We start from the raw sequence: 26,203 nt of genomic DNA on the forward strand, positions 1-26,203 counted from the left end.
TGCGAAGGTGGCGGAATTGGTAGACGCGCTAGCTTCAGGTGTTAGTGTTCTTACGGACGTGAGGGTTCAAGTCCCTCTCTTCGCACCACTTGATGGGTTCTCTTCTTGTTGTTCCTCCCGGTTTAATCGATTAAAAAAGCTGACTGGCTCTGATGGCATTTGTCACTTTTAACTGCGCTTGGCTATTTTTTCCTCAACTATAAAAAACTTTTACTATTCCTCGCGTTTTGCACATGCCATCACGGCGATAGCGCATTACACTTAGCTCATTAACTTGATGAGTTGACCGTATACAAGCGACGCATCGAGCGCAAAAATTCCCAATACTATTTTATATGGACAATGATCGTTGAAGACTTCACTCTCCACCTTATCGCTGTTGCTGGGGTTATGTACCCCATGGGTTAGCCAAGCCAGCAACTCACAACTGACCTCGCAGATTGTCGACAAATATGCTGAACATATGTTCTTCAACAGCGGCGCAATCGGTATGTCGCTGGTAGTGATCGACAATAATCAAGTGGTGAACCGCAGTTTTGGCAGCACCAAACCGGGTAACAATCAACGCCCGCAGCCCGACTCGCTGATCCGCATTGCCTCCATCACCAAGCTGATGACCAGCGAAGTGATGGTTAAAATGGCGGCGGAAGGTAAAGTCAAACTGACCGACCCTCTGCGTAAATATGCGCCTAAAGGGGCTTATGTTCCCGCTTACAGCCCCTCTCAGCCGATAACTTTGCTGAATTTAGCTAGCCATACCAGTGGATTGCCCCGTGAACAACCGGGGAAAAAGCCACCAAAGACACCGGTCTTTACCTGGCCAACCAAAGCACAGCGCTGGCAGTGGCTGGCACATGCCAAGATCACCACACCGCCCGGGACTCACGCGGCCTATTCTAACCTGGCTTACGACCTACTGGCGGATGCGCTCTCTCGTGCTGCAGGCAAGCCCTACAACGCCCTGCTGCGTGAAAAAATCACTACCCCCTTGGGGATGGTGGATACCACATTAACCCCGACCGCTGAACAGTGCTCACGCTTGATGGTGGCCGCGGTCAATCCCAGCACCTGCCGGGATACCAGAGCCGCAGCTGGCAGTGGTGGCGTTTACTCCACCCCGCGTGATATGCAGCGCTGGATGCAGCAATTTCTTTCTTCTAACGTCACCGGGCCACGCAAGCCCACCGCTGCCAGTGAACAAACCATGTACTTCCAACGCCAGAATTTGGTTACCGTGAAGGGTATGGACGTTCCCGGTGAAGCATCGGCCCTGGGTTTGGGTTGGGTTTATATGGCACCTCAAGCAGGCCTGCCGGGGATCATTCAGAAAACAGGTGGTGGCGGTGGGTTTATCACCTATATGGCGATGATACCGCAGAAAAATATCGGCGTATTCGTGGTGGTGACCCGTTCAGAATTGAGTAAGTTCACCAATATGAGTGACCCGGTTAATCAGTTGGTGGCAGATTTAGCGGCTAACCAGGGTTGAAATAAGTTGCCCAACATGGGCACACCACGGGTGTGCCCATTGCTGATATCTCTTGATAACTCAGATCACTGACAACGAAAACGGAAGGTCTTCGACTGGCACGGAGCTAGTTGAGTGAATTCCCCTTTAGCCGCATGCTGCTGCGATAGCGGTTGTTCATCCATCGCTGTTTCCACCCACTCGGTTAATGGCCGTGTGGTGGTTAACTGCCCGCTGAGCGTGCCTTGTTCCGCCGGGTTGTACACGCGGATAATCAGAGCTTCAGCATCTTCAGCTTTCTTCAACACACTCAACACCGGGCCAGATTCTGCCATCGACAGCAGGCTAAAATGCAGTGGTGTGCGGAAATTAGCCAGATTCAGTTTCATCGCATCAAACGGCAGTTTGTTGTAACAACGAACCGGCGTCACATAGGCCCGGGCCTGTTGCATCACGCCCGCCTGATGGGGGTCGCCCGCAAAGCTAAACAGGCTAAAGCGACAATGCAATTTGCCACGCATTTGTGAGTCTGGCGTTGGCAGTTTAATGCCGGAAGGACGCCCAGGGCGTAGCAGCAACTCTTCCTTACCCAGCACCCCTACCGAACGGAACAGGGTTAAGGCAAAGGTATCGCGGCGTTCACCGATAATCTCAAACTCACGTAGTCCTTCAGTAAACAACGCTAGCCCGTGCTGTGTATCATGCAGTGCCGCAAAGTTCATCAATTGCCATACCGGGATCGGCGCTTCCTTCCAGCCCTCTTGCTGCCAATGGGCCATCGCAGGATCATCCACCGGGCGGGTAATGGTACCAAATTGGTTATCCGCCAATACCGTCTGGCTGGCAAATGGCGTCGGGATCAGCACACGGACACGGTGATCATCGGCTTGGTTATCTAACCACATTTCGATGTCGATCCGGCGGCTGTTATGCGCCAACGTCACTTCACAATGTACATCAAGGTAACCGTCACAACGGCGTTCTGCCCGCTGTTGCAAATTAACCGGCAGTGCCATACGTAGCGCCAGTGTAATGCTACTCTGCCAGGCTTCATGCTTGATAGCGGTGGTGACGGCGCTTTCAGTTGAATAGATCAACCACTCCTGACGGGAAGGTGAATAGTCATACTCATCGCCATCGTCAGAACCTTCTTCCAGTTGTAGCACCTGCTGATAACGGCAACCGGTCTGTTTATCTTCAATATCCAGGGTGCCATTGGCATTGAGCCCAATACGGTAATAGGCGTTTTCCAGGCATTCTGCTGCCGCTACCGATGGCTGGCGCTGTTTACCCGCTTGGTTAGCGTGAATATGCAAGGTGCAATAGCCCATCGCTGGCAGTGGCTGATACAACTGGATGTCGTACTCCATAAACGGGTCATAGTTGCCGTAGTGCACAATCTGGCGATCCACCAACCCCGGGTCAATCTCCCGCGCGGCACGGATAAAATACTCCACCGGTTGCCCTTGCTCATCAAGCAGCGAGAATTGCTGGGCGCGAATGCGGATCGTGGTGTTGATCACCTCACTACGCGCATAAGGCAACAAGTTAAAGAAGGTCAGTTTATCTGCCACCGACCCGGGTGCATCACCATGCTGTACCGGCATATTGTCGACAATCTTGCGCATATAGAAGCGGACCAGGTTCTCGGCCATATCATCCGCCAAGATAAACCGCGTCATAATCTCCTGGTGTACCTTGTCACTACAGCAACAACCAATACTGTCGTGGGCATGGTTTTTCAGGATCTCTTTCCACATTTTTTCCAACAGACCGTGATGGTATTCAAAACCCAACGACCAGGCGATAGCAGCCAATGGCTCGAGGATATTGACGATTTTGTTCTCAATCTCGGCATGAGCAATCTTGATATCCATACGGGTCGACGAAATAGTGCGGTGTACACGCATATACTTGCCGTCGTTGAACTCGCCTTTTAATGTCGCCAAACGTTCACGGCTAGCTTCAATCTGCTCGAATACCTGCTCAAAACGGCTCATCACAAACTCGCGCTGCGGGTAAATCTCGCGCAATTTAGCCATTACCTGGAAAATGTTCTGCTGCAGTGGCATCTGATCGTGGCCGTTAGGCAGCAGAATATCTTTGGTGACTGAGGCGTTTTCCAATACGTTGAAATAGCTATCCAACCGTTTACGCAACCCGGCTTCATCTTCTGGCAGGTATTTACCAATGGCATAACCTAATGGCAATACTTGTGCCGCCACTTCACTGCCATCGTTGCTCTGCCAAAAAAACTCAGTCTTATCGGTGCCATGGCGTTCGGAACAGCCGCGCCAGAACATGGCGCGGGTAATACCAAAGCCATTGAAAATATGCGGTAACTGCGAAGACATACTGAAAGAATCTGGCAGATAGCCAATCTTCATCGGCTCACCAAACGCCAGGCAATCACGCATGCCATACATCAGGTTACGGACAATGGATTCCCCCGACACCACCATGGTATCGGTTTGGCTATACCACGGGCCGATAATCAGTTTACCTGCCTGCACCAGTGCTTTCACCCGCTCACGGTTTTCTGGCTTGATGGCGAAATAATCCTCCAGCACTGCCGTTTGACCATCCAGCACATAGAAACGATACTCTGGGTCACTTTCCAGCCGGGCCAAGATCTCTTCCATGTTGTTAATCAGCAGGATACGTGACTCCTCGGTGGTGAAATACCACTCACGATCCCAATGCATATGCGGTGTAATATGTACGCGTGATACAGGTTTCATGTTCAATTCCTAAATAAGCAAGCGCCGCTTTTACGGCGCTAAAAAAAATTACTCAGCTTTAACAATGGTGTATTTGCCTTGCTGCAGCGCATGGCGCCGCCAGAAGATCAGCACCAGCGTGGAGATCACCGTGCCAATCAGTGCCGCCCCAAACCAAATGGCTGCTGACAGCAAGCCCCCCAGGCCATTGTCATGCAATAAGAATAACGAGAAGATCCCGGCGCCCGGCGTTGATAAGCCAATGCCCATTCCACCAACAATCGCCCCCGTGACCATTGAACCCGCCAGGAAGGAACCAATCACCCGCAGTGGATCTTCAATCGCCATTGGGATCGCCCCTTCGGTGATCCCGGCCAGGCCGAGCAGCCAGGTGGATTTCCCGGTCTCAATTTCAAACTGTTGGAACAGACGTGGGGCCAGCAGAGTAGAAGCAGTCACAGTGAAAGCGGAAACCATCTTGACTGCGCCAAAAATCGCATAGGGGCCGAACACACCATTAGCCATTGCCCCCAGGCAGAACGCATAGGCGGCTTTATTTACTGGGCCACCCAGATCAAAGGAACACATAAAGCCAAGAATAGCCCCCAGCACCAACGCATTGGCACCCGACAAGCTATTGAGCCAAGCGGTCAGGCTGTTGTTCAGCCAAGCTACCGGTTGACCAATCACAAACAGCATCAGGCTACCTGCCACTAAGGTGCCGATCACCGGATACAGGTAAAATGTCAGGAAGCCATTAAAGTTAGGGCTAAGGCGCACATGGTTCTTCACCCAACGCATCAAGTAACCGGCAATCAGGCCCCCCACCACACCACCGAGGAAACCGGAACCGATCATGTTGGCGGCTAACCCGGCGGCAAAACCCGGTCCTAATGCCGGTTTATCCGCCAATGAATAGGCGGTATAAGCCGACAGCACCGGCACCATCAAGATCCCCAGCATGCCACCGCCCAATTTGCGGTACATCCACAGCCAGGAGTTCTCTTGGTCGAACAGATGTTGCAGGCCGAGCATTTGTGCCAGTAATACTGACACCGCCAACACGGTACCCCCGGCAACGATCAGCGGCACCGCAAACGAGATGCCGCTCAACAAAGCCTGTTTCAGTTCAGTCTTAACGCTGAGTTTCTTTACTGGTGCTGCGCTTTGCTGAACCCGAGGGGCATCTTTAGCCTGTTCACCAGCAGCCAACGCCTGCTGTAAAATACGTTCAGCATGTTTAATCGGTTCCGCCACTGGCGTTTCAATACGCGGAATACCGTTAAAACGTTCTACTTCTTTAATCGCCACTTCGGCGGCAAATACGCAGGCTGTGGCCTGATTGAGTTGTTCAGCGGTCAACCGCCCTTCGATACCATTGGCACCTTGTTTCTCAACATAGACATTGATGCCCAGTTTGCGCCCGGCTTTCTCAAGATATTCCGCTGCCATATAGGTGTGGGCGATACCCGCTGGGCAGGCAGTGACGCACACCACGGTTGGCCGAGACTGATCTTGCGGTTGCTCTTCTGCTTCCGGGGCACCGCCCGCCAACAAAGCCAGCAACTGCTCTGGGGTTGTCGCTTGCAGCACCGCTTCACGCACATCATCATCCACCAGCGCGGTCGTCAGGCTGGTCAATAACTGCATATGGGTGGAACCGGCTTGATCTTCAGGGATCGCCAACAGAAAGATCAGGTTGACGCTTTCCGGGCCATCAATCCCTTCCCATTGCAGTGGTTCTTTCAGTGTGGCAACAGCAAATGCGGCTTCTTTTACCGCCTTGCTTTTGCCGTGCGGTACCGCCAAGCCTTCACCCAGTGCAGTGGGGCCTTGTGCTTCACGCGCCAATACCGCTTGTAGGAAAGCGTCTTTATCATACAACTTGCCTTGTGCTGCCAATTGATCAGCAAGTTGCTGGATAGCCTGATCACGTCCCGCAAATACCGTTTGCAGGTTTATCAGACTGGGATGGGTCAGGCTGCTCAGGTTCATCGTTATCCTCAGATTGGTTATCTTCACTCAGGTGCCGAGGCCGTTCCCTCGGCAAAATATGGCTCTATGATAATCATTGTTATAATACCATTATGTGATCTATTTCAAATCAACGCGATTTTTGTATTATATTTGTATCATATAACTTGGAGTGAAATGATAACAACTGCACAAATTATGGTGTTATCTGTTTTTTTATCCGCTCACGAAAGCTAGAATGCAGGCAGATCGTCACACAACCCCAGGGATACCCGCGCTGTGAGTAAAAAACCCATCTATCGCCAGATTGCCGATACCCTGCGTAAACAAGTTGCTGATGGTGAACTGCAACCCGGTGCAGCACTGCCGACGGAAGCCCAGATGCGTGAACAATATGGGGTTAGCCGAGTCACGGTGCGCCAGGCGTTGAAATTACTCACTGAAGAGCAAGTAATTGAAAGTATTCAGGGTAGTGGCTGGTATGTAAAAGAAGAAAAGGTCAATTACGACATCTACCAGCTCACCAGTTTTTATGAAAAGTTGGCTGACCGTAATGTGGAAACTCACAGCGAAGTACTCGCCTTTGAAGTGGCAAAAGCCAGCCCAACCATCGCCGAAGCGCTACGTTTAACCACCGAAGACAAAGTGTATTACGTCAAGCGAGTGCGCTATATCAAACAAAAACCAGTCACACTGGAAGAAACCTGGATGCCGCTGGCACTCTTCCCCGACCTCAGTTACGAAGTGATGGAAAAATCAAAATACCATTACATTGAGCAGGTGAAAAAGCGGGTGATTGAGCGTAGTGAGCAGGAGATTATTCCCGTTATGCCCAGTGAAGATGTGGTTAACGCCCTCGGCATTGACCCACAAAAACCGATCCTGGAGAAAGTATCTACTGGCTTTCTTGACGACGGCACCGTGTTCGAATTCAGCCGCAACTTCTTTAAGAGTGATGATTACAAATTTACGCTAGTGGCAAAACGTGGGCGCTAACAGCGTAGCTTCTCTTATTGCTGGGTGTGCCAAAATATTACTGGGTGTGCCAAAATTGAATATACGTACCATTAATCTATAAGCCAAAGCAGGATGGCTGTTGTAATGATTTGCCATCTCCCATTTTATTGAACAGCTGCACTTTGGTTGGTGTAATCAGGGCAGACACAAAGGTCTGCCCTACCAAACAGCAACACGGATGAACCAAGGTCTAATCCCCTCAGCCCAAAGGGTCACCCTTTAATATCAGTTCACTTTAACTGGCATACCCAAGCGCGCTTTCATCGCAGTGTCGACTTCGCTTTGGTTGACAGCCGGATCCGTCAATACTTTCTCCACAAGGGCTGTAATCGTCAGCGGGACAGGATCTTTCGACTTAATCTGTTCTTCGTTAGCCGATAACGGGTTATGTACTTCCACGTAGCGTGAGCCATCTGGCTCCACAGACACTTTTATCGGTTCATTGATAAACTGCACGCGGGTACCTACCGGCACCTTGTTAAATAAGTATTTGATATCGTCAGATCTCAAACGTACACAACCGTGGCTTACGCGTAAGCCAATACCAAAGTTGGCGTTAGTGCCGTGGATGGCATACAAACGGCCAATATACAGTGCATGCAAGCCCATCGGGTTGTCTGGACCCGCCGGGACGACAGCAGGCAGGATCTCACCTTCAGCCGCATACTCTGCGCGCATTTTCGCGGTTGGCGTCCAGGTTGGCCCTGCTTTCTTGCGCTGTACCGTGGTCACCCAATCCTTCGGGGTATCTGTACCCAACTGACCAATACCTATCGGTAATACTACGACGGTATTGCTGCCTTTAGGAAAGTAATACAGGCGCATTTCCGCGCTGTTGATAATAATGCCTTCTCTAGGGGTATCCGGTAGCAGCAATTGCTGTGGAATCAACAGCTTACTACCAGGCTTTGGCAAAAAGGGATCAACCCCTGGGTTCGCTTCCAGCATATTACTAAACCCCATCTGATACTCAGCCGCGAAGCTCTCCAGCGGCAGTTTGCTATCTGCAGGAATCGTAATTTCAATATTCTCGCCGATCAGGCGGCTTCCCTTGGCGGGTAACGGGTATACAACAGCGGATGCTGCCTGGCTGAACACAGTCAGGGCAGTAAACAGGGTTAATAACGCGCGAATGCTCATTTTCATCTTCGTAATTAGAGTGGTGGCCATGTTAGCTATTAAAAGTCTATACACGGGTTCTTTCAAGTTGAGGCCAGAATACTACCCTTGTCACCGTGGTAACGGTACCCCCGATTGGGGGATGGATAAGCCAAATAACAGAGGAAAGCCAGCTTCCCTGCAGCTTGAAAGACAACGAGTATATGTCGTCTCCGATCAAATGTGACCGGACTCGCATTATATGTGCACTTGGTAGCAAGAGGGAAATATTACTCGCGTAAATTCCCCTCTTTTTTGGCGCCCAATAGCGCCACTACCGAGAATTGTTTCTCCCCACATCGCCTTTGTTAAGGGTTGTTACTCAAAAACCATGGCGGTACAACACTGAACCCGCCCATTTCCCCTCTTGATTCAACGCTAATAAAGAGCAATTGTCGCCATCACGCCACTTTCACCGACTTGCTCGCGTCATAAAAATGTCATCAAAAGCTGTTAATTAATGAGCCCGCCAATCTATCGGGCTATTAGGGATGACCCATAATGTCAAAAAAAACAGCACTATCTGCACTGTCTATCGCCATACTGCTTTCGCTCAACACGGCTTGGGCCATTGAAGCCAGGACTATACAAGCAACAGAGTTGATCTCGGGGTTCAGCCTGCTGAATAACAGCACGGCAGGGCAGACGGTATTAAATGACAACCTCAATACGTCAATCGCCACCAATAACAACGCCTCTGATGCTGTGCGTGCCAGAGCCATTGCCGATAACACTATTGCGGCACTGATTGGCTCAATCAGCAACGGTTTACTGGTGGCAAATGCCCTTGGCCCAAAGATGTATGGCACTTTCGCTTCCGCTAACAGCATCAATGCCACTAATTATACCGCTACCACCTTCTCGAAGAATTTCGAAGCGCTATTCTCACAAGTTAATGCGCTCATTCAGGTCGATTCCAGCTTTGCCAAAAACTACTATGCCAATGGCAGTGCCAATGGTAAACCCGCTCAGCTCGCCACGGGCATTAGTCTGCCCGCCGGTGGGGTCTATAATGTTTATGACTTGGCTTACCATCCTTCTGATGCCAACCGTAATACCATTGGCAACTCTCGCCCTGTCCAGGTCGCCCCCGATAGCATCGACACGTTCAGTGCGCCTGATTTCTTCGGCGTTGAAACCGACTCGGCAGTAGCCATCATCCCCACGCTTAAAAGCAATGCGGCGTTTCCGAGTGGGCACGCCGCCTTTGGTTTTGCCAGTACGTTGCTGTTTGCTGAAATGGTGCCAGAGCGCTTCCAGGAATTCCTGTTACGGGGTTCGGAATATGGCAATAGCCGTATGGTACTGGGTGCCCACTATGCATTGGATGTGATTGGCGCACGGATCATGACCACCTACGCATTAGCACAAATACTGAACAACAACCCTGATTATTTGGGGCAAAATATTGCCAGCATTCTCGGGGCCCCGATGGTCACCAGCACTGATTTCCAAGGGTTGATGCAAGCAGCTCAAACTGATTTACGCAGCCTGTTGGAACAGGGTTGTCAGAGCACCTTTGCCGAATGCTCCGCCGCAGACCAAGCACAACGCCAGGCTGTAGCTGCGCAAAACAAAGCCGATTATCGTTACCGTATGACTTACGGCTTGGCAGTGATAGGCCCAACCGACCTTGCCCCAGTGGTACCAGAGGGAGCTGAGGTGCTAATTGCCAGCCGTTTCCCTTACCTCACCGCTGAACAGCGGCGCGATGTGCTGGCCACCACCGAGATAGAATCCGGTCATGCTCTTGATGATGGCTCCGGTTGGGCCAGGATTAATCTCTACGATGCCGCGGATGGTTACGGTGCCTTTAACGGTAATATCACGGTGAATATGGATGCCAACCAAGGCGGGTTCAGCGCCTATGATGTTTGGGCCAATGATATTGCCGGTAACGGTAACTTTGTCAAAAACGGTTCAGGGGTACTCGAATTCACCGGTAATAATAGTTTCTCCGGCTCGACGACGGTGGCAGGTGGTGCGCTGATCATCAATGGTTACTATGGGAACTCTGCGGTCACGGTTGATAATGGAGCTTTGCTGGGTGGTTCGGGTACGGTTGGCGCATTAACCGCGCAATCCGGTGCCATTATCGCCCCCGGTAATTCCATTGGCACTTTGCAGGTAGCCAATAATGTCACCTTCCAGCCGGGGGCTCGCTATGCGGTAGAAATTGCCACTGATGGCCGCAGTGACCAAATCCAAAGCCAGGGTATGGCCATACTAAACGGTGCGGATGTGCTGGTCTCGCTCGAACACAGTGGCAACCTGCTTAGCCAAAATGAGGTCCACAGTCTGCTGGGTCACCAATACACCATTTTAAGCGCACAGCTTGGGGTTCAGGGTCAGTTCGATACCGTACAACCTGACTATCTGTTCCTGGGGACCACGCTTAACTATCAACCTACCCAGGTCACCTTGAACGTGGGCCGCAACACGACCGCCTTCGCGGATATGGCATTAACGCCAAACCAGCGGGCGCTGGCTACTGCTGCGGATACCTTGCCAGCAGGCAACCCAGTTTATGAAAGCATCCTGACCAGTCAAAGCGCCTGGGAAGCACAACAGGCCTATCGCCGTTTATCCGGGCAAATTCATGCGGATATGGCCTCAGCCCAGATCAATGACAGCCGTTACCTGCGGGATGCCTTGAATGAACGCTTGCGCCAAAGTGAAGGGCTTACCCACTCACCAGACATTAAGGTGAATGAAGGGGGAGCTTGGGCACAATTCCTCGGGGCATGGGATCACGCCTCTGGTGACACAAATGCGACGGGCTATCAGGCATCCACTTATGGCATCCTGATGGGGTTGGACTCCACCTTGGCACAACAATGGCAGCTTGGGGTGACCAGTGGTTATACCCGTACCTCACTCGACGGCGGCTACGGTTCCAATGCCACCAGCGACAACTACCATCTGGGGGTTTACGGCGGCAAGCAGCTTGATAACCTGGCATTGCGTGCGGGCAGCACCTACACCTGGCACCGTATCGAGACCTCACGCAACGTGAATTACGCTACTCAGTTTGATAACCCGAGTGCCAATTACAGTGCTCGCACTCAGCAACTGTTTGCCGAAGCAGGCTACAGCATCCAGGCGAGTACCGTGAAGCTGGAACCTTTCGCCAACCTGGCCTATATCAACTACCAAAATAACGGTATTGCCGAAAATGGCGGCGCAGCCGCGTTACACGGCGATAAACAGCATACTGATGCCACCGCCTCAACACTCGGCATGCGTGCAGATACCCAGCTGCAAGCGGTTACCCTACGTGGTGAGTTGGGCTGGCAACACCAGTATGGTGATAGTGATCGTGGCATTGGGCTGATGTTCAGCGGTAGCAGCGTGCCATTTGTTAACAATAGCGTGCCGGTATCCCGTGATGCTGCGGTAGTGAAAGCCAACGCCGAAGTCGCCGTTGGCAACAATGCGACACTCTCGCTGGGCTATGGTGGCCTGGTATCGTCAAGCCACCAGGACAACCGGGTTAATGCTGGCTTTACCTGGCATTTCTGATAGTTAAGCCTTCCGCACCGCATCTTCGCAGGAAGAGGCGGTGCAATTACGCTTTTTGGGTGATACTCAAGTTCCCGGAAAATCGATTAAATACCTTTTCCCCGGGCTGATTAACTCATTACAGTACGATAAAGCAACTCATCGAGTTCACGGTCGCTGTCCGCCAGGCTGTCCGGTAACGCTTGCTGCCTGACATCCGCTGCCAGTTCCTTGGCAATAAACCCATGTATCCTCTCCCTGCGCGGGCCATATTCCGCTTCACCCGCACGCTGCTTCGACTGCAGCAACTGATGGATTTCCGCCAACAGCCGAGGTTCATCGACGGTTCCAGCCAATAGCTGGTCAAAACGCATCGGTGGTACCCCCTTGCCAGCTTCTATCCAACGCACCGCCAAGAGTGGGCGCAATACGTAAAAATATTTTTTTAGCCGTACTTGCTCCCCTTGTAGATAACCACGGAAGTTTTTCCGAGCCATCGACAAATAGTGCCAACGTGCCCGCTGGGCAGAAAACCACTGTGGGACCTGGCTGCGCAATGCCGCCACACTCTCTTGACTCTCTTGATAGACCACCGGTGAATCCAGCCACTCGATCAACGTCGGGTTACCGCGTTTCAACAAACCTAAGGTCTTACGCCACTCCCAGCCACAAACATCCAGTTCCTGATCGATGGGCAGCTCTATCACATCCCGCTGTGGTTCTACGCGCAGATACCATTGCGGCTGATGAACATACAAAAAACGCACATCGTAATCACTGTCTGGGGAAGCGAATCCCCAGCCCCGGCTACCAGACTCGCAGGCATACAGCACCCGCACCTGGTAACGTTGCTCAACGTCGCGCAGTACCTGCCTGACTTTTTCACGCATGGCACTGCTAACACCATTTAATTGCTCTTCCATATTCTTATCCTTTCACGCACACCACTTGCCGCAGGGTATGAACCACTTCCACCAAGGAAGATTGTGCCGCCATCACGGCATCGATATTTTTGTAAGCCATGGGGATCTCATCAATCACCTCATGGTCTTTACGGCATTCCACATGGGCTGTCGCCTGGATCTGATCAGCCACAGTAAAACGCTTTTTCGCGGCAGTACGGCTCATTACGCGCCCCGCTCCATGGCTGCAGGAACAGAAGCTCTCTTCGTTACCCAACCCGCGCACAATGAAACTTTTCGCCCCCATCGAACCGGGGATAATCCCCATCTGCCCCGCTTGCGCCGATACCGCGCCTTTACGCGTTACCCAGACCGACTCACCAAAGTGTGTCTCACGCTGCACATAGTTATGATGGCAGTTCACCGCTTCCTGCTGTGTGGTAAACGGCTTGGTTATGGTCCGCGACAACACCGCCAGTACATGTTCCATCATCACTTCCCGGTTATGGCGGGCAAAGTCCTGCGCCCAACCCACTGCTTCCATGTAATCCTCAAAATGCGCGCTACCTTCGGCAAAGTAGGCCAGATTACGATCCGGCAAGTTAGCGATATGTTGCTGCATATCCTGTTGAGCCAGAGTGATAAACAGCGAACCAATGGCATTCCCCACACCACGAGAGCCGCTATGCAACATCACCCACACCTGCTGAGCTTCATCCAGGCAAACTTCAATAAAGTGGTTACCGGTTCCCAGGGTTCCCAAATGCAGATGGTTGTTAGTCTTCAGCAACTGTGGGTATTTATCGGTCAAGCGCTTAAAGCGCGGGGCTAATGTCGCCCAATATTTATTGACGGTTGCTGGCGGTTCCCCCCAGGCACCTTTATCTCTTTTACTGCGCGTTGACGAGCGACCATGAGGAACCGCCTGTTCAATGGCACTACGCAAGCCTGCCAGATTATCCGGCAGGTCGGCGGCGACCAAGGAAGTCCGTACCGCAATCATGCCGCAACCAATATCCACCCCCACCGCCGCAGGGATAATAGCCCCACGAGTCGGGATCACACTGCCAATGGTCGAACCTTTCCCTAAGTGCACATCCGGCATCACCGCCAGATGTTTAAAAATAAAGGGCATTTTTGCCGTATTCAGCAATTGCTCACGTGCTTCAGGCTCAACGGGTACACCTTGTGTCCACATTTTTATTGGAGCACTGTTAACTGGCGCGATTAATTGATAGTTATTTTTCATAGCGTTAGTCATCTTTTCTCTTTGATATCATCATTCCCGATCTTCACATTAGTTGCGGGAACATAAAGTCACTCTCGTTGCTTGATACATTGAAGCTTTCAGCCGAACCTATCATTACTGAACATCAACTTGAATGAACTGGTATAGATATAGCGAAAGACGTGCCAATTTCGAGTAAAACAGTGATAATAACTTTAATGTATTGATATTTAATAAATAAAAAATCTATTGTTGGTAACTGGAACCCATAACCACAAAGGTATATCTTATCCTTAAGGATAATAATTTATCTTAAGGGATAAAATGAAACGCAGAGTTGTGATTGGTGTGCTGGGAACCACACTGGATAGGCGCGGTAAACGAGAGAACCGTTGGAAAAAATGGCGCCCAACCGTCGGTGTATGCCAACAACCTGACCTCCCCATCGACCGCCTGGAACTATTGCATCAACCCCGAGACAAAGGGATGGCGCAACAGGTCGCGGAAGATATCATCGCAGTCTCGCCAACCACGCAAGTGGTATTACAACCAGTGGCACTGCAAGACCCTTGGGATTTTGAAGAGGTCTATAGCGCCTTTCTCGACTTTGCAAACCGCTACCCATTTGATACTGAAAATGAAGACTATCTGGTACATATCACCACCGGTACTCACGTGGTACAAATATGCTGGTTTCTGCTGACGGAGGCGCGCTATTTACCCGCAAAACTGCTGCAAACCGCCCCAGGTGAAAAAACCGAGCCGGTCTCCCCGCCGGGGCTTTATTCAGTCATCGACCTGGATCTTAGCCGCTACGCAACCCTTACCAGCCGTTTCTTGCATGAACAACAGCGCTCAGTGTCATTTCTGAAATCCGGCATTGAAACACGGAACAGCACGTTTAATGCGCTGATTGACCAGATAGAACGGGTGGCCCTACGTTCTAATGCGCCCTTGCTACTTAACGGCCCTACCGGTGCCGGTAAGTCCTTTCTGGCAGAACGTATCTATCAACTACGCTACTCACGCCATTTAATCACCGGACGTTTTGTCGCGGTGAACTGCGCAACGTTGCGTGGCGATAATGCCATGTCGACCCTATTCGGCCATGTCAAAGGGGCATTTACCGGGGCCTTGCAAGCCCGAGCCGGCCTATTGCGTGAGGCCAACGGTGGCATGTTGTTTCTTGATGAAATTGCCGAGCTCGGGCTGGACGAGCAAGCAATGCTCTTGAAAGCGATTGAAGAGAAGAAGTTTTTCCCTTTCGGTTCTGATCAGGAGGTCAGCAGCGATTTTCAATTGATCGCTGGCACCCATCGCAATCTGCGCGACTGGATTGCCCAAGGGCGTTTCCGTGAAGACTTATATGCCCGTATTAACATGTGGACTTTCGTCTTGCCCGGGCTAGCGGAGCGCCGTGAAGACATCGAGCCCAATATCGATTATGAACTACAGCGTTTTGCACGTAGCAACCAGACCCAGGTTCGTTTTGACCAAGAGGCACGACAGCATTATCTGGCATTTGCCCGTTCTCCGCAGGCCCCCTGGCACGGCAACTTCCGTGAGCTGGGTTGTTCCATCACCCGGATGGCAACCCTGGCAGAACAGGGCCGCATCACTCGGTCATTGGTGGAAGAAGAAATCAACCGGTTGAAATTACAGTGGCAAGAGAGCAACACCGCATCACTTCCGACCCCATCACTCCCTGTCGAGCTAACCCCTATCGACCTGTTTGAGCAAAGCCAGTTGGCAACCGTATTGCAGGTATGCCGTACTGCCACTTCGCTGTCAGACGCCGGACGGCAACTATTCGCTGTTTCGCGCCAACAAAAAAAGCACCCGAATGATGCCGACCGCTTACGTAAATATCTGGCCCGTTTTGGCTTGAGCTGGGATGATGTTCACAGATAGCCCCAAGTTCATTCTCACCACAAGCTGGCGGTAACCAATTCATCAACCGAGAAAAATCACGGGCATATGCCCGCATACCGCCAGCAAGATAACCACGTTAATGCTGGCTTTATGGCTGTCTAGCTAATTTCGTTAAGATATCGGCAAGTGCCACCTGGTAGTTTTCTTCTTCAATCCATCCCTTCGCTAAGATACATTTTCTATCTATGCCAGCACTCTTGATATGCAATTTAACTATCTGTTTGTTTTCTTTAATTAACGTGACATCACGTAGCGGAATAAGGTAGGTGTCTGAAAACTGTGTCAGTGTAATCGCTAGGTTGTCATGCAGCAGACCAATCATAATATGATTTTTTAAACGCACAGCTTGATACAGCAATAATATTCCCACGCTAATCAGCAAAAAGCCCGGTGCCTTGGGGGGTAAGATAAGGCAGAGGATAACCCCGATCACGACCAGTACAATCCCACGGACCAAAAATGAAGATGTTTTAAAATTCAACTCATTTACCAGCTTGTTGCGGTCATTTTGGTTGAAGGGAGTCAACGCACTATTCACCTGTTTTTCATAGCTGAAACTATAGCCAATGAAAAAAAGCATACTAATAGGTAGCATGATAAGCGAACTGATAGACGCCAGCGCCAACCCAAACTTTGGTAGTTTAAGCAGTAAAATTAAACTGATGATTTGTATAACAACGGCTATCCCAAACGGAATAACCAAAATTGACATCATATCAACCAAATCACGCATTGAGTAATCAAGCTGATCATATGGCAGAGATGTCGCGATAAACCATGCAATAACGAAAAAAATGATATTAAGTATCAAACCAAGCCAGACTGATTTGGCAAATTTGTTCACATCGAACTCCCTGTCATTAGAAAATTAAAAATATTTAACTATCGCCGTAATTCTGACCACTAAAGGGATACCCTGTTCTACTATCGCCAGCAGTTCAAAGCATCAACCCTAATAGTCGTGCGGCATCGCGACTATAGCGAGAGTAGGTGCGAGTAGATGGTTTGGCCATTACATGCCTCTTTGTTTTATTAATAGAGCATTACTTATCACTATGTACTATTTATAGAAAAATAAAAATTCCTTGGTTCAATGGCAAAAATTATTTTGTTCCATAAATAGACCCTTCAAATCTGATAGGCTCCATTAATGGAACATGAAACGAAGCCGCACTCTATTGACACTAGCGATTGAAGCAGGTCAGTTAAGACGATTCTTAATGAACGGCGATCTTTATAGGTCGCTACTTTGCCTTATGTTTCCGCCAGTTGTTGGCATTCTCTGGTTATTGTACCATCAGTTCTCTAAGCATTAAGCGGTCAGTCAGGATGCATGAACGCTGCTAGTCGCGTCTAGTTCAACCCAATGTGTGGATTGCCGTTATCAACGCTTAATGACGACGGCCCGAATGGAGGAAGGTAAAATGGCATTTTATGAGCATCAGGAAGAATTCGCTGGCTATAAAGTAGTCGCCTGGGAACCGGGCCAGCCCTTGAAAAATCTGCATAATACGGCCTACCGTATTGGTCTTGAGTATGATGACCCCCTTAGCTTTGCGGATAAACTCCAACAGTATCTGAGCGACCCACTGGCTAACCAGACCCAGGCTCTAGTGGTTGGGCAGTGGAGCCCAGAGTCCTATGAAGAAAACTCGTCAACTGCCGCCGACGCCCTGATAAAAGCAGCAGCACATCTCCCTCATCTGCGCGCGCTGTTTTTCGGTGATATCACGGTTGAAGAGTGTGAAGTCAGTTGGTTGCACAATACCGATGTCAGCCCACTGATGAATGCCTACCCCGCCCTGACCCACTTCACCGTCCGTGGCGGCATCGAACTGGTATTTTCAGATCTGCGCGCCAATAATCTGACCCATTTGGTGGTTCAAAGTGGAGGATTAAGTGGGGAGACCGTGCGCCAGATTGCCCAAGCCAAATTATCTAACCTGATACATTTAGAACTCTATTTAGGTACCGATGAGTACGGTGCCAGCTATCAACAAGATGATCTGGCGGAACTTTACCAAGGCAACAATCTGCCCGCCTTGCGCTACCTCGGTCTGCGCAACGCTGAAGATCAAGATCAAATTGCCATGGCTGTGGTCAAGTCGGCCATTTTGCCGCAGTTGGAAGTATTGGATCTCTCATTGGGGACACTCAGTAATGAGGGAGGAAAGGCATTGTGCCAAGCAGCAGATGCACTCCGTCATTTGAAAAAACTCGATTTGCATCGCCACTATTTAGACGACGAGATGATGGCTCAACTGAAAGGGTTGGGCATGGTTGTAGACGTTTCCGAACAGGAAGATGAAGAAGATGACTGGCGCTTTGTCGCCATCGGTGAGTAACCCACCTTATGTTGTCTCCGAGTTCCAGGTTAACTCCGCGTCAGGTGGTGGTGATAGCACCACCTGGCAGCCGACGAGTCACTGCACTGCAAAATACCCTCTCCAGGCTAAACTGGCCGGCTGCGCGAGTGATCAGTTATGCGCAGGTCATGCAGGATGGTGCTGCACTGGCACGCCAATGGGAACCCAATGTCATTTTGCGGTTGGACTCGCCAGGGGAAGACCTGGCAACCGAGCGCTTATTGCTCGCGTTGGGGACGCAGGATCAGGGGGATTTATCGATAGCTCAGCTTGCGGCGTTGGATCTGGAACAGGGGCGGTTGATGCCGACTCGGCAGTGGTATCGTGGTTTTGGCCGCTTTCTGCACCATCGTTTACCGCCCATCGCGCACTTCCCTGGTCAATTTACCTGGCAACCGGATCAGGTCTTGGCGATGTTTGATAAGCGGGTGACACAACAACGTTTTGTTCAAGCGGGCCTCCCGGTGCCTAAAGCGTTGGCGGAATGTGACAGTTATGAGCAGTTGCGCAGCAATATGGTAGCGAGTGGCTGCCGCAGAGTCTTTATCAAACTGGCTCATGGCAGCAGCGCTTCTGGTACCGTCGCCCTGCAGGTCGGGCGGAAAGGGCTACTGGCATCAACGACCGTTTATATGGAAAGCGTCGCCGGGGAACTCAGGTTGTATAACTCCCGCAAACAACGCCACTATCGGGATGAGCGCCAAGTAGCAGGTTTAATAGACGGTTTACTGCGCCACCATCCGTTGCAGATTGAACGTTGGCTACCCAAGATGGGCATGGAAAACCAAGCCATGGATCTCCGTGTGGTGGTCACCGCCGGTAAGGCAACGCACACGCTGGTCAGGCTAGGGCGTGGTTGTATGACCAATCTGCACCTGGGGGGGGAGCGCGGTAATCTTGACCAGTTAATCGCCCGTTTGGGTGAAGAGCGCTATCGCGAGGTGTTGACTCTGGCTGAACGAGGAGCCGCTTGTTTTCCTGGCGCACTCTATGCTGGCCTGGACATCTTAATCACCACTTCCGGGCAGGCGGTGTTGTTAGAGGCTAATGCCTTCGGTGACTATCACCGCCAAGTGCTATACCGTGGGCTGGATACCTATGCCACTCAACTGTTGGCGCTGCAGGAACCGCTGTAATGAAAGACCTTATCGGTAGCCACGACATCCTGTTCATCACGCTTGATAGTTTGAGGTTTGATGTCGCACAGCAGGCCCATCATGCTGGAGAAACCCCGGCGATCAGCCGTTATTTACCCGCTCAGGGTTGGCAGAAGCGTCATGCTCCAGGCACCTTTACCTACCCGTCTCACCAAGCCTTTTTTGCCGGGTTCTTACCGACCCCCTGTGAGCCGGGTAAACATCACCGCTTATTTGCAGCGCAATTTTCTGGGTCAACAACCACCCATGCAACGACCTTCACTTTTGATGAAGCAGACTTACCGGCGGCCTTGAGCTCGCGTGGCTACCATACCGTTTGTATTGGTGGTGTGGGTTTCTTTAATATGCGTCCACCGCTTGGCACCCAATTCCCAGCGCTATTTCAGGAGGCTTACTGGAACCCTGGAATGGGCCCCAGTAGCCGTCAATCGACCCAACGGCAGGTCAGCAAGGCGTTAAACGTTCTCCAGACGCTACCACCGCACCAGCCCCTGCTGTTATTTATCAATGTCAGTGCGACCCATAAACCGACGCATATCTTTAGTGATGTCACGCGGGATTCGTTGGCTACGCAAAGAGCAGCATTGTCCTATGCCGATGCTCATCTGGGCCGGTTGTTCGCCACCATGGCACTACGCCGCCCCACGCTGGTGATCCTATGTGCTGATCACGGTGAGGCATTTGGCGAAGATGGATTCTTCGGCCATCGTCTGGCTCATCCCACGGTGTGGGAAGTGCCCTATGCACAGTTTATTTTGTAGGATATGTCATGTCGTCAACTAACCTTCCACTGTTAGATTCACCTTATCACTCATACACCTATGCCTATCCGCATAAAACCGCCTATCGGCCGTTTAGCCCACGTTCACTGAGTGATGTATGGCAAGAACAAAATAAACAGGCGCTGTTTTTATATCTTCATATTCCCTTTTGCGAAATGCGTTGTGATTTCTGCAATCTGTTTACCACGGTCAATGCCTCTTCAACCATAGAGACTGAGTACTTAAACGCCCTTGAGCGCCAAGCTCGGCAGACCAAGCAATCACTCGGTGACATGAAAGTGGTCCAATTGGCCATTGGTGGCGGAACACCGACTTATCTCAAACCCGCCGAATTGGAAAGAGTGTATCGGATAATCGATATCTTTAACGTCGATTATCCCCGCGTTCCTGCCAGTGTTGAAGTCAGCCCGGCAACGGCAACAGCCGATCGGTTGCATATTTTAGCCGCGCACCACACCCAAAGAGTGAGTATCGGCGTACAAAGCTTTGTGGAAAGTGAAGTGAAAAGCGTCGGCCGCCCACAGCGCAATGCGAAAGTATTTCGTGCCCTAGAGGCTATTCGCCACAGCGGCATTCCGGTGTTGAATATCGATCTTATTTACGGTTTGGCTTATCAAACCCCACAAAGCTGGTTGTTGTCGCTACAAACTGCGCTGGAGTTTCAACCCGAGGAGCTATTTCTTTACCCGCTGTACGTTAGGCCGCTGACGGGTATCGGACTGTCCGGCAAGTCCTGGGATGATGAGCGTTTTGAGCTTTATCAGCGTGGGCGGGACTATTTGCTGGCGCACGGTTATCAGCAGGTCAGTATGCGCATGTTCCGCCGTTCCGCTAGCCTCGCCGGACAAGGGGAGTATTGCTGCCAGAATGACGGTATGCTCGGGTTGGGTTGCGGAGCCCGTTCCTATACCCATGAACTGCACTACTCCAGCGAATACGCCGTGGGGCAGGAGAGCGTCAAGTCGATCCTGCAAGATTATATCCGCCGCAGCCCGCAAGATTTTGCCAAGGTCAACTACGGTTTCCAACTTAATCAAGATAACCAACAACGACGGTTTATTATTCAAAGCTTGCTGCACAGCAGTGGGTTGTCGTTTCCACTGTATCAGCAACGTTTCCACAGTGATCCCCTGCAAGATTATCCTCAACTACAGTCACTGTTTGCTGCTGGTTTGGCACAACAGACCGATAAGCGCATCACGCTGACCGCACAAGGGTTGGCTTATTCAGACGCCATCGGCCCTTGGTTGTATGCCGATGAGGTCGTCAACCAGATGTCCAGCTATAAGTTAAGCTGATCATGCGTTCCCTTACTGTCTTGTACCGGGGTGTTTTAAGCAGCTGTAATTACGGTTGTGGCTACTGCCCATTTGCCAAACACCTGGAGAGCGCAGCTGAACGGCAAGCAGATCACGCCTCGTTGTTGCGCTTTACCCAATGGGCGCAGCAGCAGAGTGACTTGGCACTTAAGCTGTTTTTTACCCCCTGGGGTGAAGCGCTAGTGCGCAAACATTACCAGCAGGCGCTCATCACATTAAGCCAGACAGCACACATCGAAAAAGTGGTGTTTCAAACCAACCTGAGTGGTCGATTGGATTTTTTGCAGGAAGCAGAAAGGAATAAAGTCGCCTTATGGGTGACCTATCATCCTGGCGAGGTGACGCTCGCGGATTTTTTGCGTCAAATAACTGACCTGATGGCCTACCAAGTGCGCTTTAGTGTCGGTGTTGTCGGCAAACCGTCCCACTTTGCAGCAATAACCGCCTTGCGGGCCGCATTACCGCAAGAGGTCTACTTATGGGTGAATGCCTATCGCAATGGGTCACGGTTGTATCCCTATCAGCCGGAGCAGCTTGCCTTTCTCAACCAGATAGACCCGCTGTTCAATATCAATGCGCAAGATTATCCGAGCCGTGGTAAAGCTTGTCTCACCGGGGAGCAGGTCATCAGCGTCGATCAGGACGGGACCATTCGTCGCTGCCACTTTATTGATAAACAGCTGGGGAATATCTATCAGGAAAACTACCGGGAAGTGTTGAAGCCTCGCCCTTGTTCACGCACACAGTGTTATTGCCATATCGGTTATGTCCATATGCCAGAACGGCAACTCTACCCGCTGTTTAACAATGGCATCCTGGAGAGGATCCCCCTAGCCGTGCTAAGCGAAAAGTAACACCGATGATTGCTTGAGCTGGAATATTTTATCGGGAGTGCCAAAACACGGTTTTTGTGAATCACGTCACCCTTTGGCCCTTGGCTCCCCGTGGCTGGTAACAACAGCAAAAACCACTCACTGGGCCATTCCAACCGCTCACCCGCTTATTAAACCGCTGACTGAAATTAAGATGTATTCACTTCCCTAGTGCAGTGATGATGAGCTGTTCCTAAACCTGCCCCTGACCAGGGGGAAGACGTTACACCCAATGTCCGCCAACAGGCCTGTCATTCTTGCCTGAAACATCTAATAACCGGACTTATCACTCACTATTTATTGCAGACTGGAATAAGGATACCTCAATGAAACGCGAGGGAATTTTGAAACATCTCCCATGGATGTTGCTGGGAATACTCGGGGCAGGTTGCCTGGGTGTTGTCGCATTACGCCGGGGAGAAAGTATTAGTGCATTATGGATTATCGTTGCTTCGGTAGCGGTCTATCTGGTGGCTTATCGCTACTATAGCCTGTATATCGCCACCAAAGTGATGCGCTTGGATGCCACCCGTGCGACACCTGCGGTGGTGAATAACGATGGCCTGAACTACGTACCGACCAATAAAAACGTGCTGTTCGGTCACCACTTTGCGGCCATCGCCGGTGCCGGACCACTGGTTGGCCCCGTATTGGCAGCACAGGTGGGCTACTTGCCTGGTACCCTGTGGCTATTAGCCGGTGTGGTACTGGCGGGTGCGGTACAGGACTTTATGGTGCTGTTTATCTCCTCACGCCGCAACGGCGCCTCTCTTGGCGAGATCATTAAAAAGGAAATGGGCCCGGTCCCAGGCAGTATTGCGCTATTTGGCTGCTTCCTGATTATGATCATCATCCTGGCGGTGCTGGCGTTGATCGTGGTAAAAGCCCTGGCAGAAAGCCCATGGGGGGTATTCACCGTCTGTTCTACCGTGCCAATCGCGCTGTTTATGGGCATTTACATGCGCTACCTGCGCCCTGGCCGGGTGGGTGAAGTCTCTGTTATCGGCATCGTGCTGTTGATTGCATCCATCTGGTTTGGTGGGGTCATTGCCCACGACCCATACTGGGGCCCAGCGCTGACCTTTAAAGACACCACCATCACCTTTACGCTGATTGGTTATGCCTTTATCTCTGCCCTGCTGCCAGTATGGTTAATTCTGGCACCACGCGATTACCTGGCAACCTTCCTGAAAATCGGTGTTATCGTCGGGCTGGCGGTCGGTATTGTGATCCTCAACCCTGAGCTGAAAATGCCTGCGGTAACGCAATTCGTTGATGGCACCGGTCCGGTATGGAAAGGGACCCTGTTCCCATTCCTGTTTATTACCATTGCCTGTGGTGCCGTTTCCGGCTTCCACGCATTGATCGCCTCCGGGACCACACCAAAATTGCTGGCCAACGAAATCGATTCCCGTTTTATCGGTTACGGTGCCATGCTGATGGAATCCTTCGTGGCTATTATGGCACTGGTCGCCGCTTCGATTATCGAACCGGGCTTGTACTTTGCCATGAACACCCCACCAGCAGCGCTGGGCATCACCATGCCTGACCTGCACCGCCTGGGTACCGCAGATGCGCCAATGATTATGGCCTCTTTGCGTGATGTGTCTGCACATGCTGCGGCCACCATCAGCTCCTGGGGCTTTGTCATCACCCCTGAGCAGATCCTGCAAACCGCTGTAGACATTGGTGAACCTTCTATTCTGAACCGTGCAGGTGGCGCGCCAACACTGGCAGTCGGTATTGCTCACGTGTTCCACCAAGTGATTCCGGGTGCCAACATGGGCTTCTGGTACCACTTCGGTATTCTGTTTGAAGCGCTGTTTATCCTTACCGCGCTGGATGCAGGTACCCGTGCTGGACGCTTTATGATGCAAGACCTGTTGGGGAATTTCTTACCTTTCCTGAAGAAAACCGACTCACTGGTTGCTGGTATTGTCGGTACCGCAGGTTGTGTTGGCTTGTGGGGTTACCTGCTGTATCAAGGTGTGGTGGATCCACTGGGCGGTGTTAAGAGCCTGTGGCCGCTGTTCGGCATCTCTAACCAGATGTTGGCTACCGTGGCGTTGGTCTTGGGTACTGTAGTGCTGATCAAGATGAAGCGTGCCAAGTATATTTGGGTTACGGTGATCCCTGCAGCCTGGTTGCTGATCGTTACTACTTATGCGCTGGGTCTGAAACTGTTCAGTGATAATCCAAAACTGGAAGGTTTCCTCTTCTTGGCTAAAGAGTACAAGCGCAAAATCGCCGAAGGTGGCGCTGACCTGACGGTAAAACAGATTGCCGATATGAACCATATCGTGATAAACAACTACACCAACGCGGGCTTGAGCATTCTGTTCCTGTTGGTGGTTTACAGTATCTTGGTTTATGGCATCAAAACCGCCATCGCGGCGCACAAAAATCCGAACCGTACCGACCAGGAAACGCCTTATGTGCCGATCCCAGAAGGTGGCGTGAAAATTTCTTCGCACCACTGATAATGATTTAAACGATACCCGATAGCATAAACATTAATTACGCCCCGTTTGTCCTGACCGCCATGGTTAGGGTAAATGGGGTATCATCAATGCGTCGGGTATTTTTTGTGGAGCTAACTCATGTTCGGAAACCTCGGCCAGGCGGGTAAATATCTCGGCCAGGCAGCACGTATGTTAATTGGTGTGCCTGACTACGATACCTACGTCCAGCATATGAAAGACAACCACCCAGACAAGCCGGCGATGACCTATGAGGAGTTCTTCCGTGAACGCCAAGATGCTCGCTACGGGGGTGATGGCAAAGGCGGTATGCGCTGCTGCTAACCCAGTGAGTCAAAAGGACCCATCATGAAACCCATCGCAGTCACCATCCTGACTGGTTTTTTAGGCGCGGGTAAAACTACCCTGTTACGCCACATTCTGAATGAAAATCACGGTTACCAGATTGCGGTTATCGAAAATGAATTCGGTGAAGTGCCGATTGATAACGCACTGATTGGCGACCGCGCCAGCCGCATTACCACACTGAGCAACGGTTGTATCTGCTGCAGTAAAGCCAACGAACTGGCAGATGCCCTGCTGGATCTGCTTGATGGTGTCGACCAAGGCAAATTGACGTTTGACCGGCTGATCATTGAATGCACCGGCATGGCCGACCCAGGGCCGATCACCCAAACGTTCTTCTCGCACCCGGTTATCTGCCAACGCTTCCTGTTAGATGGCATTATCACGCTGGTGGATGCAGTACATGCCGATCAACAGCTTAACCAGTTCACTATTTCACAAGCGCAAGTCGGCTATGCAGACCGCATTCTGCTGACCAAAACCGATGTAGCGACAGATAACGACGCACTGATCCAGCGCTTACAGTTAATGAACGCCCGTGCGCCTATTTATAAAGCCACCCACGGTGACATTGACCTCAGCCTACTGTTCGACATTGAAGGTTTTGTGCTAAATGACAAACTTAATGTCACCCCGCCAACCCCACTGTTCCGCCGTATTCCGCAACCACAAAACAATATTCAATCGATTGTGGTGTATCACCAGCAACCGCTGGAGCTGATGCAGGTCTCCGAGGTGATGGAAGGTCTACTGCTCAAATTCGCCGATAATCTGCTGCGCTATAAAGGCATTTTGTCGATCAAAGATGAACCACGCCGCCTGCTATTTCAGGGCGTGCAACGTCTGTATAACGCGGATTGGGATCGTGAGTGGTTACCGGAAGAAGAGCGTAAAAGCACGCTGGTGTTTATCGGTATCGATTTGCCGGAAGAAGAGATCCGTGCCGGATTTGCCGCACTGGAGTGACCGTGTTGATTATGTG

Annotated in this window: 18 protein-coding genes and 1 tRNA gene; 13 read left to right on the forward strand and 6 right to left on the reverse strand. The window is 51.2% G+C overall.

The genetic code is table 11. From position 1 onward, the window contains the following. Position 1: 1 nt before the first annotated feature. Both IO95_RS18835 and ampH read left to right on the forward strand, forming a co-directional pair. A tRNA-Leu gene (locus IO95_RS18835) sits at positions 2-88 on the forward strand. 288 nt (positions 89-376) lie between these two features. After that, the gene (ampH, locus tag IO95_RS18840) at positions 377-1,489 is read left to right on the forward strand and encodes a D-alanyl-D-alanine-carboxypeptidase/endopeptidase AmpH (RefSeq protein ID WP_235186792.1); all 1,113 of its coding nucleotides are present in this window, start codon (positions 377-379) and stop codon (positions 1,487-1,489) included. A 65-nt stretch (positions 1,490-1,554) separates the two neighbouring features. On the opposite strand, the gene mngB is transcribed toward ampH, so the two are convergent. Both mngB and mngA read right to left on the reverse strand, forming a co-directional pair. Next, the gene (mngB, locus tag IO95_RS18845; protein ID WP_023490348.1) at positions 1,555-4,209 is read right to left on the reverse strand and encodes a mannosylglycerate hydrolase; all 2,655 of its coding nucleotides are present in this window, start codon (positions 4,207-4,209) and stop codon (positions 1,555-1,557) included. Between the two features lie 48 nt (positions 4,210-4,257). Next, entirely contained in the window at positions 4,258-6,183 is a 1,926-nt protein-coding gene (gene mngA, locus IO95_RS18850; RefSeq protein ID WP_023490347.1) for a PTS 2-O-a-mannosyl-D-glycerate transporter subunit IIABC, read from the reverse strand. Between the two features lie 258 nt (positions 6,184-6,441). On the opposite strand from mngA, the gene IO95_RS18855 reads away from it, so the two are divergent. After that, positions 6,442-7,158 carry a GntR family transcriptional regulator gene (locus IO95_RS18855; RefSeq protein WP_023490346.1) on the forward strand — a complete coding sequence of 239 codons (717 nt, stop codon included), beginning with the start codon at positions 6,442-6,444 and terminating at the stop codon, positions 7,156-7,158. A gap of 246 nt (positions 7,159-7,404) precedes the next feature. On the opposite strand, the gene IO95_RS18860 is transcribed toward IO95_RS18855, so the two are convergent. Beyond that, positions 7,405-8,325, reverse strand: coding sequence for a L,D-transpeptidase family protein (locus IO95_RS18860; protein ID WP_023490345.1), 921 nt, complete (start codon positions 8,323-8,325; stop codon positions 7,405-7,407). 513 nt (positions 8,326-8,838) lie between these two features. Here IO95_RS18860 and IO95_RS23640 point away from each other — a divergent pair. Continuing rightward, positions 8,839-11,859 (forward strand): autotransporter outer membrane beta-barrel domain-containing protein, encoded by a 3,021-nt coding sequence (locus tag IO95_RS23640; RefSeq protein WP_023490344.1) that lies wholly within the window; start codon positions 8,839-8,841, stop codon positions 11,857-11,859. Between the two features lie 110 nt (positions 11,860-11,969). On the opposite strand, the gene IO95_RS18870 is transcribed toward IO95_RS23640, so the two are convergent. Both IO95_RS18870 and IO95_RS18875 read right to left on the reverse strand, forming a co-directional pair. Further along, positions 11,970-12,761 (reverse strand): nucleotidyltransferase domain-containing protein, encoded by a 792-nt coding sequence (locus IO95_RS18870; RefSeq protein ID WP_023490343.1) that lies wholly within the window; start codon positions 12,759-12,761, stop codon positions 11,970-11,972. Between the two features lie 4 nt (positions 12,762-12,765). Continuing rightward, a complete protein-coding gene (locus tag IO95_RS18875; RefSeq protein WP_023490342.1) occupies positions 12,766-14,001 on the reverse strand; it encodes an RtcB family protein in 1,236 nt (411 codons plus the stop codon). A 291-nt stretch (positions 14,002-14,292) separates the two neighbouring features. Between IO95_RS18875 and rtcR the strand changes: the two genes are divergently transcribed. Beyond that, on the forward strand, positions 14,293-15,879 hold the full coding sequence (gene rtcR, locus IO95_RS18880) for an RNA repair transcriptional activator RtcR (protein ID WP_023491861.1): 1,587 nt from the start codon (positions 14,293-14,295) through the stop codon (positions 15,877-15,879). Between the two features lie 109 nt (positions 15,880-15,988). On the opposite strand, the gene IO95_RS18885 is transcribed toward rtcR, so the two are convergent. Continuing rightward, positions 15,989-16,744 (reverse strand): hypothetical protein, encoded by a 756-nt coding sequence (locus tag IO95_RS18885; protein ID WP_037386583.1) that lies wholly within the window; start codon positions 16,742-16,744, stop codon positions 15,989-15,991. A 580-nt stretch (positions 16,745-17,324) separates the two neighbouring features. Here IO95_RS18885 and IO95_RS18890 point away from each other — a divergent pair. From IO95_RS18890 to yjiA, 8 genes are all read left to right on the forward strand, one after another. Beyond that, positions 17,325-18,245, forward strand: coding sequence for an STM4015 family protein (locus tag IO95_RS18890; RefSeq protein WP_023489843.1), 921 nt, complete (start codon positions 17,325-17,327; stop codon positions 18,243-18,245). Positions 18,246-18,253: 8 nt separating this feature from the next. Then, positions 18,254-19,402, forward strand: coding sequence for an STM4014 family protein (locus IO95_RS18895; protein ID WP_023489842.1), 1,149 nt, complete (start codon positions 18,254-18,256; stop codon positions 19,400-19,402). Continuing rightward, on the forward strand, positions 19,402-20,184 hold the full coding sequence (locus IO95_RS18900; RefSeq protein WP_023489841.1) for an STM4013/SEN3800 family hydrolase: 783 nt from the start codon (positions 19,402-19,404) through the stop codon (positions 20,182-20,184). The genes IO95_RS18895 and IO95_RS18900 overlap by 1 nt, the downstream gene beginning before the upstream one ends. 8 nt (positions 20,185-20,192) lie before the next feature. Next, complete coding sequence (locus tag IO95_RS18905; protein WP_023489840.1) at positions 20,193-21,503, forward strand: STM4012 family radical SAM protein; 1,311 nt, start codon at positions 20,193-20,195, stop codon at positions 21,501-21,503. Positions 21,504-21,505: 2 nt separating this feature from the next. Beyond that, the gene (locus IO95_RS18910; RefSeq protein ID WP_023489839.1) at positions 21,506-22,378 is read left to right on the forward strand and encodes an STM4011 family radical SAM protein; all 873 of its coding nucleotides are present in this window, start codon (positions 21,506-21,508) and stop codon (positions 22,376-22,378) included. A 344-nt stretch (positions 22,379-22,722) separates the two neighbouring features. Further along, a complete protein-coding gene (locus IO95_RS18915) occupies positions 22,723-24,876 on the forward strand; it encodes a carbon starvation CstA family protein (RefSeq protein ID WP_023489838.1) in 2,154 nt (717 codons plus the stop codon). Positions 24,877-24,996: 120 nt separating this feature from the next. Next, positions 24,997-25,200, forward strand: a complete 204-nt coding sequence (locus IO95_RS18920) for a YbdD/YjiX family protein (protein ID WP_023489837.1) — start codon at positions 24,997-24,999, stop codon at positions 25,198-25,200. A gap of 24 nt (positions 25,201-25,224) precedes the next feature. After that, complete coding sequence (gene yjiA / locus IO95_RS18925; protein WP_023489836.1) at positions 25,225-26,187, forward strand: GTPase; 963 nt, start codon at positions 25,225-25,227, stop codon at positions 26,185-26,187. Positions 26,188-26,203 lie beyond the last annotated feature (16 nt).

The sequence above is a fragment of the Serratia sp. DD3 genome, from assembly GCF_000496755.2.